The sequence below is a fragment of the Mediterraneibacter massiliensis genome, from assembly GCF_001487105.1.
Lineage (GTDB): Bacteria > Bacillota > Clostridia > Lachnospirales > Lachnospiraceae > Mediterraneibacter > Mediterraneibacter massiliensis.
Map to the genome: position 1 here is coordinate 1,032,559 of NZ_LN913001.1, position 14,544 is coordinate 1,047,102.

The window sequence follows — 14,544 nt, forward strand, 5'->3', positions numbered from 1 at the left end:
TTCTTTTATACGATCAATTTATAACCCTAAATAGAATCCCTGATTGAGTATAGATTCTGTTTTTTGTAATACACGCTGCGATTCATCAAAGTTTTTCTGTGTCAAAGCAGTGATCAGATAGTTGGAAAGGCTAAGAGGCGCTGCGTAGGAATTTTTGTAAGTGAGGCTGGAGATAGAACAGGGAAGGATGATATCTCCGTAGTCCTGGACAGCGCTGTAATTATGGCTGGTGAATAGGATGATTTTTACTCCTTCATTTTTTAACCAGGAAAGGATGGTCGTACTTAGTTTAGAATAGCGCGGAAATAAGTAGGCGACGCAGACATCTCCTTCCTTGGCGCTTACGATTTCTTCTGGATAGAGCATACCGACGGACTGGATCAAGTGGACATTTTCCCGGATCTCACTTAAACGCGACGCCAGATAATAGGAGATAGAAAAGGAACTCCGCATGCCGAGTACGTATACATTAGGTGCTTTAGAAATGAGGTTGATAACAGCCTGCAGATCTTCATTTTTCTGTGTGGCTAATGTATGCTGTATATTGTGGATATCATTTTGAAAAGAAGCAGAAAGCAGTGTGTTGTCCGGATAAAACGTCTGACTGGACAAACGTTCTGGCAGCCCTACTTTTGTCTGAATGTTGTTCTGGATGTCTTTTTGCATTTCGCTATAGCCGGAATAGCCCAAAGTTCTGGAGAAACGGATAATGGTAGTTGTGCTGACGTTAATCTTTTCCGCGAGTTCTTCCAATGTACAGAAAGCAATCGCATTTAAATTTTCGGTGAGATAATCTGCGATGATTTTTTGAGAACGTGTAAACATATTGTAATGAACGCTTAAATCTTGTAAGAAATTAGACATAATTTGTCCTCGCTTTCTGTAAAATGCTTTCTTTATATTTTAACATTGAAAAGATTGATGTGTCAATGCAGGCAAAATGCAGGCAAAATTTCAAAAAATCTGGAATATACGGAAAAATTCTGTTATGATTCTATTATAGAAAGCGGGGTGGATGAAGTATGCCATTGCCAAGTCAGGAAATACCTTTTGAGAGAACGTCCGCCAAGCAGAAGGTATACGAGACTGTGAAAGACTGGATCATTGAAAGGCAGTTTAAGCCGGGAGAAAAAGTTTCGGACGTAGAGATTGCAGAATATTTTAATATAAGCAGGACTCCCGTGCGGGAAGCATTACAGCTTCTGGAGGCGCAAAAGCTGGTGAGATCTTATCCTGGGAAGGCGACGATTGTTACGGAGATCGAGACGGAAAATATAGAAAAATGGTATTTGCCTATGGCCACACTGCAGCAGCTTGCGATAAAATTAGCAGTGGAAAGAATTACTCCAATGCATATTGACCGGCTTAAACTGCTGAGTGAAATATTTATAGAAAGCGTAAAAGAACAAAATAAGCCAATGCCTATATTGCGGGCGGATAAAGAATTCCACAGCTGTATTCTGGAGGCAGCAGAAAATGAATATATCATGGATTTCTGTAATGTACTTTGGATACACATACAGAGACTGGAATATGGCTTTTTCAGAGATACGCCATTAGAAGATTCGATCAGAGAACATGAGCGGATGATCCGTGCGCTGGAAATGAAAGACGAATACTCGGCATCTGTTCTTGTGAAGGAGCATTGGGACAGATCAGCGCTTTTAATCCAGAGACTGTATAAAAAATAAAAGACCGAAAGAAAGCAGCTGTTTGAGAAAGAGGAACAGCCAAGAAACGCTTCGGCATAGAAAAGCCGGAGCGTTTCTTTTTTTATAGTTGCTCCTGTTTTGCAATGCCAGACATTGACTTTTGTATGCAAAAAAAGTATGATTAAATATGTATATTTGTAGAAAACAAGGAGGCATGTGCCTTGCGGATAAACGGGGATTGCCCGATAATGTGTATATAATGAATAAAGAAGAAAAGGGATCATAGATGAAGAAACACGGAAAAAAGAGCGTTTATATCAGTACGTCAATCATTGTGCTTCTGCTCTCTATATTTATTATGACGGAGATCATTACGCATGTGACTGCCACAAAGGCAGATACAACAGAGGGAATTGAAATTATTAAAAAGGCGGAATCTGCGGATATCAAGACGATCGAGACGAAGATCGCGCAGATAGAAGCAAAGGAGAGCGGAGAGGAAGATACAAGAAGCCCTAAAGAAATCTTTTCCAGTGCGGTTGTCATGGGAGATTCGATCGCAGAAGGCTTCACAGAGTACGATGTATTAAATGCCTCCAGTGTAGTTTCTAAGATCGGCGTGGAATTAGATGAACTGGACGAGCAGATAGACCAGGTGGCAAAATTGAATCCACAGGTTATTTTTTTGGCCTATGGGATGAATGATATCATTGCTACACAAGGTGATACAAAAGAGTTTATAAAACAGTATACAGATCTGCTTGGAAAGCTGGAAAAAAAATTGCCGGATACAAAAATCTTTGTAAATTCTATCTTTCCGGTACAGAAGCAGGAGATTGAAAGAGAACCGGCATTTAAGGATCTGGAAAAATACAATGAAGCACTGTCTGATCTGTGCGATGAAAAGCAGCTGGCGTATATAGATAATACAACTTTAGCAGCAGATCAATATTATGAAGAAGATGGCGTGCATTTTACGCCGGAATTCTATCCTATCTGGGCTTCCCATATGGCGGAGGTGGCATCCTTATGAGTAAAAACAGACCAGGCATTTATGAGATTATGAAATATGTTGTACTGGCAGTCATCATAATTTATATTGTTCTGCTTATGCTGTATACAAGCGGCAGTAATCAGCCTTTTGAGAAGGTGGCTGCGGAGGTGGAACGATCTTTGGATACATCTAATCTTGTGCAGATGGATGGGCAGGCATTAAAGCGGTATTATGGATTGAACAGCGCGGATTACGAGGGGGTTCTTTTCTATTCGTCAGAATCTGCTATGTCTGCGGAGGAGGTACTCATAGTAAAAGTGAAAGAGGACAAGCAGGTGCAGGAAGTGTCAGCTGCGATAGATGAATATATTGAAACAAAGAAAAATGAGTTTGAAGGGTATGTGCCGGAAGAAGTAAAGCTTCTGGAAGATGCGCAGCGTGGCGTGAGGGGAAAATATGTTTTTATGGCTGTTGCCCCTAAGGCACAAAAGTACAAAGAAGTGTTTGACAAGAGCCTATAAATAACAGGGAGGAAACAGTGGATGTTATTCAGCAGTATTACGTTTTTGTTTATGTTTCTGCCTATAACGATGGTAGTTTATTATATTGTTCCCCAAAAATTTAAAAATATTGTTATGCTCCTTGCGAGTATCTTTTTTTATGCATGGGGAGAGCCGGTATATATTATCTTGATGCTGCTTTCTATCCTGCTGAACTATTTCTGCGGACAGGATATAGACGCAAAGCGGGAGGATGAAAGGAAAGCAAAACGCAGTCTTATCTTTGCGGTAGTGATCAATCTGCTGCTGTTGGGCTTCTTTAAGTACTATGGTTTTTTGATGGACAGTATCAACACAGTACTTTCAGCGGACATACCATATCGGGAACTTCCGCTTCCGATCGGAATATCCTTTTACACATTTCAGGCATTATCCTATATTGCAGATGTATATTGGGGAAAAGTAAAACCGCAGAAAAATATTTTATATTTTGCGCTTTATATCAGTATGTTTCCGCAATTGATAGCGGGACCTATCGTTCGTTATATTGATATCGAACAGCAATTGGAAAAACGCGTCATATCAGGACGCAGGCTTGGGCAAGGCGCAGTTTGGTTCATACGCGGACTTGCCAAAAAAGTGATCCTTGCCAATACGATCGGACACATATTTGAAGAAATAGCAGCACAGCAGATCGGCAGTTTCAGTGTCGTGACCGCATGGGTTGGGTGTATATCCTATGCATTGCAGATTTATTTCGATTTCAGCGGATATTCGGATATGGCAGTGGGACTTGGAAAAATGTTCGGATTTGAGTTCCGCAGAAACTTTAACTATCCATACATTTCCAGAAGTATCACGGAGTTCTGGCGGCGATGGCATATTTCTTTAAGTACTTGGTTTAGAGAATATGTCTATATTCCACTTGGAGGAAACCGGTGCAGTACATCCCGTCATATTGCGAATCTTTTGATTGTGTGGATGCTGACCGGATTATGGCATGGAGCGGCATGGAATTTTTTGTTGTGGGGCTTATATTACGGTGTTTTATTGATTTTGGAAAAATATGTATGGGGCGAGGTCCTGGATCATCTTCCCAGTATAGCACGGCATATTTATGCAATGGTGCTGGTATTGGTAGGATGGGTATTTTTCTTTAGTCCAAGTTTGGGATATGCGTTCGAGTACCTGGGAGTTATGTTTGGCATCGGCGCCCCCGGCCTGCTCGATAGACAGGCAGGTTTTCTAGTGCTGACACACTGGCTGCTATATGTGGTGGCAGTGGCAGGATGTACAGCAGCGGGAATGCGGATACTGAACAGGTTTATCGGACTGTCACGCAATATGCGTGTCAGAAAGATTATGGCAGTAGCTGTTTATATAGGTATGTTTTTTATTTCTGTGTCATTTCTGGTGACAGATACATTTAATCCATTTTTATATTTTAGATTTTAGGTGAAACTATGGGTGAAAAGAATAGAAAGAAGAAAGGCAAAATTGAAAATTTGATAGGGACTATATTTATCCTGTGTCTGCTTCTTATCATGGTACTCAATATCCTGCTCCCTGACAAGGAGATGTCGGAGGAAGAGAACAGAATGCTGACAGAAAAGCCGAAGCTGGATTGGAGCAGTGTGACAGGCGGCAATTTTATGGAAAGCTATGAAAATTATCTGTCAGATCAATTTGTAGGCAGGAACGCATGGCGCAGTGTGAAGATCTTTTTGGATCGTCTGGGTGGAAGCAGGGAAGAAAATGGAGTGCTGATCGGAAGAAAGGGGCAGCTTCTGGAAAAAATAGAAGTACCGGACAAAGAGAATCTAAGCGCCAATATAGAGGCGATACAAGGCTTTATGCAGGCGTATCCAGATATTCCTGTATCTATGCTTCTTGTTCCGGATGCGGCAAATATTTTAAGCGATACAATACCGCCTCTTGCCACGGTAGAAGATCAGACACAGCTTATCAATCAGGTGAGAAAAGAACTGGGAGAATCTGTAAATTGGGTAGATGCAGTTTCTGTATTGAATAAACATAAGTCGGAAAAGATTTATTATAAGACAGATCCGCACTGGACAGCGCTGGGAGCATTTTATACATTTCATGAGGCAGCAAAAGCGCTGGACATAGATAAGGATTTTGCAAGCGGATATGTGGCACATCCGGTGACGGACAGTTTCAACGGAACACTTGCTGCGAAAAGCGGTGTGAATCTGGATGTAAAAGAAACGATCGATATCTATGTTCCGAAAGATGAAGATAACGACGTCATTGTAAATTATGTAGACGAGCAGCGCAGAACAACGTCTATTTATGATTCTGCCAAGTTAAAGACAAGAGATAAATACGGGGTGTATTTAGGCGGGAATTCCTCGGTCATTGATATTAAGACAGTGTCATCCAGCAGCAGAAGGCTTTTGCTTGTAAAAGATTCTTTTGCAAATTGTTTTGTACAGTTTTTGACTCCCTATTTCAGAGAGATCATTTTGGTCGATCCCAGATATTATGGAGGCAATATACAAAATATCATGGAGAATTACCGTATAACAGATGTGATGTTCTTGTATAGCGGAAATACATTCTTTTCGGATAACAGTATAAGTGGAGTGTTTGCAAGTGAGTAACCAGATAAAAAAGGAATTTAGCAGAAAAACAGAGCCTGTCCGTCTGAATAAATATTTAAGCGAGGCCGGCGTATGTTCTAGACGTGAGGCGGACAAACTGATAGAAAGCGGCCGGGTGAGCGTGGACGGGAAACGCGCGCTTACCGGTATGAAGATCGTTCCGGGACAGAGAGTGAAAGTGGGAAATAAAATTGTCTCCCGGCAGGATGAAATGGTGGTATTGGCAGTAAATAAGCCTGTGGGGATTGTATGTACGGAAGAAAGGAAAGAGCGCAGCAGTATTGTGCGCTTTTTGCATTATCCGGTACGTGTCACCTATATTGGAAGGCTGGACAAAGACTCCAGAGGTCTGCTTCTTATGACGAATAATGGTGACATCATCAATAAAATCATGCGTGCGGGGAATTTTCATGAAAAAGAATATAAGGTGACGGTAGATAAAGAGATCACGCCGGAATTTTTAAAGAAGATGGCAGACGGCGTGCATATTTTAGATACAGTGACAAGGCCGTGCAAAATAAAACAGATAGGAAAGTATACGTTTTCCATCGTGCTGACACAGGGGTTGAACAGGCAGATCCGGCGTATGTGTGAAGCCTTAGGATATAAGGTGAAAGATCTGTTGCGAGTGCGGGTCATGAATATCTGCCTGGGAAGTTTAAAAGAGGGAGAATACAGAAAGCTGACGGATCAGGAACTAGACGGATTGTATGAACTGATAAAAGATTCCTCAAACGAACCCATACGATATATATGATCAAAGATACAGAGAAAAAAGGAAAGCTTGCTGGAGGGATATTGTGGATAAGAAAAAGACAAGGATGCTTGAACTGGTGGAATTGCTCAATAGGGCGCGCCGTGCTTATGAACAGGAAAATACAGAGATCATGAGCAACTTAGAATATGATAGGTTATATGATGAATTAACCGTACTGGAAAAAGAGCTGGGAACGGTGCTTTCTTCCAGCCCTACTATCCATGTAGGGTATGAGGTGTTAAGCGAGCTGCCGAAGGAACGGCATGAGCGTCCGATGCTGTCTCTGGATAAGACGAAAGAAGTTCCTGAGTTAGGCGCGTTTTTAGGCGGGCATAAGGGAATGATCTCCTGGAAATTGGATGGACTTACGATCGTGCTTACGTATCGCCAGGGAAGTCTTGCAAAAGCGGTGACAAGAGGGAACGGGGAAGTGGGAGAAGTAATCACGAATAATGCGAAGGTATTCGCGAATCTTCCGTTTAAGATCCCCTATAAAGGTGAACTTGTTCTTCGAGGCGAGGCGGTGATCAGTTATCGGGATTTTGAAAAGATCAATGCAGAGATTGAAGATGTAGATGCAAAATATAAGAATCCAAGAAACTTATGCAGCGGCTCAGTACGGCAGTTAAATAATGAGATCACTGCAAAGAGAAATGTTCAATTTTATGCATTTAGCCTTGTGCGGGCGGAAGATATCGATTTTAAAAACTCCAGGATTTATCAGATGGAATGGCTGAAAGAGCAGGGGTTCTCTGTCGTGGAAAATCATCCTGTGTCAAGCAGTACTGTGGCAGAAGAAGTGGCATGGTTTGAAAGTCATATCAAAGAAAATGCAATACCATCAGACGGCCTTGTGCTTACCTATGATGATATTGCCTATGGGCAGAGTCTTGGTACAACTGCTAAATTTCCAAGAGACTCGATCGCATTTAAATGGGCAGATGAGACCAGAGAGACTGTCCTACAGGAGATAGAATGGAGTCCGTCGCGTACAGGCCTTTTGAATCCGGTCGCTGTTTTTGAGCCGGTAGAACTGGAAGGAACGACGGTCAGTCGTGCTAGTGTGCATAATATCAGTATTATGGAAGAACTGGCATTGGGCGTTGGAGATAAGATCCGGGTGTACAAGGCGAATATGATCATCCCGCAGATCGCGGAGAATTTAACACGCAGCGGAGTGAAGGATATACCGCAAGCCTGTCCGGTGTGCGGCGGTGAAACGAAGATATCCATGGAGAATGAGACGAAATCTCTTTATTGTACCAATCCGAAATGCCAGGCAAAGCATGTGAAGTCTTTCGTGCTGTTCGTAAGCAGGGACGCAATGAATATCGAAGGATTGTCTCAGGCCACGCTGGAGAAGTTTATCGCCCGGGGCTTTGTAAAAGATTTTACGGATCTATTTCATCTGGAACGGTACGCAGAAGAGATCAAGCAAATGGAAGGATTCGGAGAAAAATCTTATGATAACCTAATGCGCAGTATAGAGCAGGCAAGACAGACGACGCTGCCGAAACTGTTATACAGCCTGGGGATCCCCAATATAGGACTGTCCAATGCAAAAATGATCTGTAGGGCATTTGACGAGCAGCCGGAACGCCTTATCAATGCATCGGAAGAAGAACTAAGTGCCATTTCCGGAATCGGCGGTGTGATCGCGCATGTGTTCGTAGAGTATTTTTTGGAAGAAGAAAACAGGGAACTGTTCAGGCGTCTGCTTGCAGAGGTTGAACTGCCGGAAATGAAAGAAGAGACAGAAAAGCAGATATTTGAAGATATGAATTTCGTGGTGACTGGCGCAGTTACACATTTTGCAAACCGCAGAGAGATAAAAGAATTGATTGAAAAAAAGGGAGGAAAAGTGACGGGTACGGTGACCTCTAAGACAAATTATCTGATCAACAATGATGTAGATTCTACATCTTCTAAAAATAAAAAAGCAAAAGATTTAGGGATCCCGGTCATTTCAGAGGAAGACTTTCTGAAAATGCTGGAAGAATAGAGCAGGGATGTCTGCAAAAAGCAGAGCGGGACGTTTAGAAAAAGTTCATTTGTCAACGTAAAGTATGTGTATTATAATGAGAGACAGGTTAGTATATACGAGGCAAGAAAGGGAAAGACAATGTCAGATAAAGATTTTATCATAATCGATGAGAAAGAAAAAGAAGAAGAAAAAAGTACGCCGGATACTGCGGCGGAGGATAAAGCAGAAGTAGTACAGACAGAAGAAAAGAAAGATGAAAAAAAAGAAGATGACTATGAAAAGATCTGTTTTATCTGTCACAGACCGGAGAGCGTGACAGGGAAGATGGTAGATCTTCCGAACAATATTACGGTATGTCCGGACTGTATGCAGAAAAGTTTTGATGCCATGACAAGCGGAGCGATAGATTTAAACCGCTTGATGAACATGCCGGGAATACAATTTCTGAATATGTCGGATCTGGAAAATACGATCCCAAAGAGCCAGAAGATCAAGAAGAAAAAGGAAAAGCCGAAAGAATATCATAAACTGGATATAAAAGATATTCCGGCGCCGCATAAGATCAAAGCTCGGCTGGACGAATATGTGGTAGGGCAGGAATATGCGAAAAAAGCGATGTCCGTAGCCGTATATAATCATTATAAGCGTGTGGCTACGGATACGATGGACGATATCGAGATAGAGAAATCCAATATGCTGATGATCGGACCTACAGGAAGTGGAAAGACCTATCTGGTTAAGACACTGGCAAAACTTCTGGATGTGCCGCTTGCGATCACAGATGCGACATCGCTTACCGAAGCAGGATACATAGGTGATGATATAGAGAGTGTTGTTTCTAAGCTTTTGGCTGCTGCGGATAACGATGTGGAAAAAGCAGAACAAGGAATTATTTTTATTGATGAGATTGATAAGATCGCTAAGAAAAGGAATTCGAGCCAAAGAGACGTCAGTGGAGAGTCCGTGCAGCAGGGTATGTTAAAGCTTTTAGAAGGAAGCGAAGTGGAAGTGCCGGTAGGTGCCAACAGTAAAAATGCCATGGTTCCTCTTACAACGGTAAATACGAAAAATATTTTATTTATCTGCGGCGGAGCATTTCCGGATCTGGAAGAGATCATAAAGGAACGTCTGTCCCAAAAGACTTCTATGGGATTTAATTCGGAGTTAAAAGATAAATTTGAACATGATAAAGAACTGTTGTCTAAAGTAACAGTGGAAGACTTGCGTAAGTTCGGGATGATACCGGAATTTATCGGACGTCTGCCTATTATTTTCACTTTAAAAGGGTTGGACAAGGATATGCTTGTAAAGATACTGAAAGAACCGAAAAACGCGATATTGAAACAGTACCAGAAGCTGCTTGCCCTTGATGAGGTAAACTTGAGATTTGACGACAGCGCGCTGGAGGCGATCGCGGAAAAGGCAATGGAAAAAGATACAGGAGCCCGTGCCTTGCGTGCGATCATCGAAGAATTTATGTTGGACATCATGTATGAGATCCCGAAAGATGACAGTATCGGACAGGTTACGATCACAAGAGAGTATATTGAAGGAACCGGAGGCCCGATCATTGAATTAAGAGGGCAGGAAGTTCCCAGATTAAGTTAAATATGAAGGTATGAGAAGAAACACTGTATCAGAACACTTCAGTCAATGACCTGCTTATCTGACACAGTGTTTCTTTGCTGTATTTTTGTATCCAAAGGAAGAAGCGAAAAAGGGAAAGGATAGCATATGGAAGTACAGGATATTTTAGAGCAGGTGAAAACGGGGGATATGTCGGTGGAGGAAGCGGCACAGTACCTGCGCAGAGCGCCTTTTGAAGAAATGGGATATGCAAAGTTGGATGTACACAGAAAACTGCGTTCGGGTTTTGCGGAGGTTATATTTTGCAGCGGCAAAGCAGATGAACATTTGCTCCATATTTATAAAAAGCTGTATGAAGAAGATGGCGAAGTTTTTGGAACTCGTGCGTCGAAAGAGCAGTATCAGCTAGTGAAAACCATACTTCCGGATATAGAGTATGATGAGATCTCCCATATTTTGAAGTTGGAGAAGAAAGGAAAAAAGCGTATCGGGAAGATCGCTGTCTGTACGGCAGGAACGGCAGATATTCCGGTGGCGGAAGAAGCGGCGCAGACGGCGGAGTATTTTGGAAGCCATGTGGAGAGGATCTATGATGTAGGTGTCAGTGGGATCCATCGTCTGATGTCCAGACTGGATGTGATACAGAGCGCGAATTGTGTGGTTGCAGTGGCAGGCATGGAAGGGGCGCTTGCCAGTGTGATGGGAGGTCTGGTGGATAAGCCTGTGATCGCGGTTCCTACTTCTGTAGGATATGGTGCAAATTTAAATGGTTTATCGGCATTGCTGACGATGATCAACTCCTGTGCCAATGGGATTGCAGTGGTAAATATTGATAATGGTTATGGAGCAGGCTATATTGCTACACAGATCAATAGATTGGGGGCAAAAAGATGAAACAGACATTATATCTGGAATGTTATACAGGGATCAGCGGAGACATGGTGGTGGCGGCGCTTCTGGATCTGGGGGCGGATGAAGCGGTGTTAGATAAAGTGCTTGCGAGCCTTCCCTTAGACGGATTTTCGACTCGTATCAGTCGGGTCAAAAGGGCTGGGATAGACGCCTGTGATTTTGCGGTTCTTTTAGATGAACAGCATGAAAATTATGATCACGATATGGAATATCTGTATGGAACACAGGAAGAACATATACATCCGGGGCATACACATACAGGGCATACACATACAGGACATATGCATACAGAGCATTCTCATGGCGAGCACGGCCATGCTCAACAGGGGCATGATCATGTACACAGAAGGTTAAAAGATATATTGGAAATCATCGATCACGCAGAAATGACGGAAGGAGCGAGGAAAAAAGCAATACGTATTTTCCATATTCTTGCTCAGGCAGAAGCGAAGGCACATGGGACCGACAAAGAACATGTGCATTTTCATGAAGTGGGAGCTGTAGACTCCATTGTAGATATCATAGCGGCAGCAGTATGTCTGGATAATCTGGGGATTGAGGAGACGATCCTGCCTGTGCTTTATGAGGGGACTGGCTTTATCCGGTGTCAGCATGGCTGGATGGCGATACCGGTTCCGGCAGTGGCGGCGACAGCAGAGGCATATGCCCTGCATCTTCATATTACGCAGAGAGAGGGAGAATTGGTAACACCGACAGGAGCAGCGATCGCGGCGGCTATCAAAACGACGGATAAACTGCCAGATACATTCTATATCAAAAAGACAGGGCTGGGAGCAGGAAAGAGAAACTATGCATATCCCAGTCTGCTGCGGGCGATGTTGATCGAGACAGATGAGGAAGAAAAGGCGGGAGAACGAGACAATATATATAAATTGGAGACAAATATAGACGATTGCACAGGGGAAGTCCTTGGATATGTGATGGAGAGATTGTTTGAAGCAGGGGCAAGAGACGTATACTATTCTCCAATCTATATGAAGAAGAACCGGCCGGCTTATCAATTGAGTGTTATCTGTACAGAGGAAAGGGTTTCGGCACTGGAAAAGATGATTTTTAAGGAGACAACGACGATCGGGATCAGACGGCAGAAAATAGAGCGCGCGGTACTTAAGCGGGAGATACAGACTGTGCAGACTTCTCTGGGGACAGCCAGGGTAAAAGTGTGCGGTATCGAGGACGGTGATCGTGTTTATCCTGAGTATGAAAGTGTCAGAGCATTGAGCCGACAGCATGATAAATCTTACCAGGAGGTCTATCAGATTATTGCGGAGGAATATAAGGAAAAGTTATATCCATCCGGGCACCTCGCAGCACATGACTTACAGGCGGGCATGCTCCGTACGATAAGGTATGATGAAAAGTGCGCGGCACTTTTTCAAAAAATGAAAGAATGTACGAAGAATGGTGTGGCGGTTGCATTTTCCGGTGGAGTGGACAGCAGTCTGCTTTTAAAGCTTGCCTGTGAAGCGGCAGATGAAGGACAGAAGGTTTATGCGATCACAGTACATTCCAGGCTGCACCCAGCGGAGGATCTGGAGACGGCGGCGAAGGTGGCAGAAGAAATAGGAGCTGTCCATAAAATTGTTTTTGTAGATGAATTGAAGGAAGCAGGCATTTCTGACAATCCGAAAGAACGCTGTTATCTTTGTAAGAAATATATATTTCAAAAAATGATAAAAACGGCGGCAGAACTAGGAGTTAACTGTCTGGTAGAAGGAACCAATGAAGATGATCTGCATGTATACAGACCGGGAATACAGGCCATTAAGGAACTCGGGATTTTAAGCCCGCTGGCAGAATGTGGGATGACGAAGAAGGAAATAAGAGAGTTGGCACAGACTTATCAGATTTCTGTGGCAAAACGTCCATCCGGTCCTTGTCTGGCTACCCGTTTTCCTTATGGGACAAAACTGTCCTATGAGCGGATGGAACAAGCGGAACAAGGGGAACGTTTTTTGCAATCCCTAGGTTTTTCTACAGTCAGGCTGCGGGTTCATGGGAAACTTGCCAGAATAGAGGTAAAGGCGGCAGAATTAGGCGAGGTACTGAAAAGAAAAAAGGAGATCATACAATACTTAAAAGGACTCGGTTATGTATATATTTCGATCGATCTAGAAGGCTTTCGATCTGGCAGCATGGATGCAGATATAGAAGATGGAGAGAAAGATGAGACATAACAGACGGGAATTTTTTATCTGTGTAATTCCCTCTGTTCTTGCGTTTGCTCTATCAGGTGTCTATGCGATCGTAGATGGTTTTTTTGTAGGAAACAGCATTGGGGATGTGGGGCTTTCGACGATCAATATCGCCTATCCTGTTACGGCATTGCTGCAGGCAGCAGGCACAGGGATCGGGATGGGAGGCGCTGTCCAATATGCTATCCGGGCAGCGCAAGGAAAGCAAAAAGAGCAAAATGCGTACTTTAGCGGCACTTTAATTCTGCTTCTTATCAGCAGTTTAAGTATTATGTTATTGGCTTTTTTTGCCAGACGTCCAATCCTTATTTTATTGGGGGCGCAAGGAGAGGTGTTTGAACTGGGAGAAGAATATTTGTTTGTGATCAGTTTAGGCAGTATATTTCAGATATTTGGAACCGGTGTGGTGCCGTTGATCCGGAATATGGGCGGCTCTTTATATGCCATGGGGAGCATGGCAGCAGGATTTGCGGCAAATATCATATTGGATTATTTCTTTGTGTGGGTGTTCCCGTTTGGGATAAAAGGTGCAGCGGCAGCTACTGTGATCGGACAGGCAGTGACAGCGGCAGGGGGAATGCTCTATTTTGTCTGGAAAAGGTGCCCCTTTCTCCTTCCGGATGTAAACAGGAAGAAGACAGTATATATGACAATTCTGAAAATTGCTGTGTCTCCTTTTGGCATTACATTTTCTCCCATGCTTACATTGATGTTGATGAACCGTTTTGCAATGCGGACAGGGGGGACAGAGGCGGTCGCATGTTATGCCTGTGTGGCATATGTGACAACGATCGTTTATATGCTGCTGCAAGGCGTAGGGGATGGGAGTCAGCCATTGATCAGCCAGTATTATGGACGGCAGGATAAGGAAAAAATGCGCCATGCGGGATCTATGGCTTATAGGATGGCTGCGGCCGTGGCAGCTGTAAGTGCCGTTGTCTTATATTTTGCGCGGAAAGTGGCAGGCAGTCTGTTTGGGGCTTCCTCTGCGGTAAATCAAGAAGTGGCAGAGGCGCTGCCGTTTTTTCTTGCAGGTTTTCTTTTTTTATCTTATACAAGGATCACCACATCTGTTTTTTATGCCAGTGAAAAGAGTATACAATCCTATATTTTGGTGTATGCAGAAGCGGTCTTTTTGTTTGTGTTTTTGCTGTTTTTGCCTGACAGGATGGGGATAAGCGGACTATGGAGTTCTGTTCTGGGCGCCCAGATAATGACGGCTATTCTTGCAAAGCTGCAAAATAGTTCTTTTGTAAAAAGGAAATGTATTGTAAGATAAAAAGGCATGCCCATCCGGGCATCCCGTAATTTATGCCTT

The 14,544-nt window shown here is 43.2% G+C and carries 12 protein-coding genes; 11 read left to right on the forward strand and 1 reads right to left on the reverse strand.

What is annotated here, in order from left to right; all coding sequences use genetic code 11:
* Positions 1-18: 18 nt before the first annotated feature.
* Positions 19-864: a MurR/RpiR family transcriptional regulator gene (locus BN3282_RS09230; RefSeq protein ID WP_059068586.1), complete on the reverse strand. Its 846-nt coding sequence runs from the start codon at positions 862-864 to the stop codon at positions 19-21.
* Between the two features lie 158 nt (positions 865-1,022).
* Between BN3282_RS09230 and BN3282_RS09235 the strand changes: the two genes are divergently transcribed.
* The 11 genes from BN3282_RS09235 to BN3282_RS09285 all read left to right on the forward strand — a co-directional run bounded on the left by BN3282_RS09235 (position 1,023) and on the right by BN3282_RS09285 (position 14,505).
* Positions 1,023-1,691 (forward strand): GntR family transcriptional regulator, encoded by a 669-nt coding sequence (locus BN3282_RS09235; RefSeq protein WP_059068587.1) that lies wholly within the window; start codon positions 1,023-1,025, stop codon positions 1,689-1,691.
* A gap of 247 nt (positions 1,692-1,938) precedes the next feature.
* Positions 1,939-2,685: a GDSL-type esterase/lipase family protein gene (locus BN3282_RS09240; RefSeq protein WP_059068589.1), complete on the forward strand. Its 747-nt coding sequence runs from the start codon at positions 1,939-1,941 to the stop codon at positions 2,683-2,685.
* On the forward strand, positions 2,682-3,167 hold the full coding sequence (locus BN3282_RS09245) for a DUF4358 domain-containing protein (RefSeq protein ID WP_059068591.1): 486 nt from the start codon (positions 2,682-2,684) through the stop codon (positions 3,165-3,167). The genes BN3282_RS09240 and BN3282_RS09245 overlap by 4 nt, the downstream gene beginning before the upstream one ends.
* Positions 3,168-3,188: 21 nt before the next feature.
* On the forward strand, positions 3,189-4,601 hold the full coding sequence (locus BN3282_RS09250; protein WP_059068593.1) for an MBOAT family O-acyltransferase: 1,413 nt from the start codon (positions 3,189-3,191) through the stop codon (positions 4,599-4,601).
* 8 nt (positions 4,602-4,609) lie between these two features.
* Complete coding sequence (locus tag BN3282_RS09255; protein WP_059068595.1) at positions 4,610-5,770, forward strand: DHHW family protein; 1,161 nt, start codon at positions 4,610-4,612, stop codon at positions 5,768-5,770.
* On the forward strand, positions 5,763-6,527 hold the full coding sequence (locus BN3282_RS09260) for a pseudouridine synthase (RefSeq protein ID WP_059068596.1): 765 nt from the start codon (positions 5,763-5,765) through the stop codon (positions 6,525-6,527). The genes BN3282_RS09255 and BN3282_RS09260 overlap by 8 nt, the downstream gene beginning before the upstream one ends.
* Positions 6,528-6,570: 43 nt before the next feature.
* A complete protein-coding gene (gene ligA / locus BN3282_RS09265; RefSeq protein WP_059068601.1) occupies positions 6,571-8,529 on the forward strand; it encodes an NAD-dependent DNA ligase LigA in 1,959 nt (652 codons plus the stop codon).
* A 120-nt stretch (positions 8,530-8,649) separates the two neighbouring features.
* A complete protein-coding gene (gene clpX / locus BN3282_RS09270) occupies positions 8,650-10,119 on the forward strand; it encodes an ATP-dependent Clp protease ATP-binding subunit ClpX (protein ID WP_059068603.1) in 1,470 nt (489 codons plus the stop codon).
* A 126-nt stretch (positions 10,120-10,245) separates the two neighbouring features.
* The gene (larB, locus tag BN3282_RS09275) at positions 10,246-10,992 is read left to right on the forward strand and encodes a nickel pincer cofactor biosynthesis protein LarB (RefSeq protein WP_059068605.1); all 747 of its coding nucleotides are present in this window, start codon (positions 10,246-10,248) and stop codon (positions 10,990-10,992) included.
* Complete coding sequence (gene larE / locus BN3282_RS15480) at positions 10,989-13,208, forward strand: ATP-dependent sacrificial sulfur transferase LarE (RefSeq protein WP_082667518.1); 2,220 nt, start codon at positions 10,989-10,991, stop codon at positions 13,206-13,208. The genes larB and larE overlap by 4 nt, the downstream gene beginning before the upstream one ends.
* A complete protein-coding gene (locus BN3282_RS09285) occupies positions 13,198-14,505 on the forward strand; it encodes an MATE family efflux transporter (RefSeq protein ID WP_059068607.1) in 1,308 nt (435 codons plus the stop codon). Before larE ends, BN3282_RS09285 begins: the two co-directional genes overlap by 11 nt.
* The last annotated feature ends 39 nt before the right edge of the window (positions 14,506-14,544 follow it).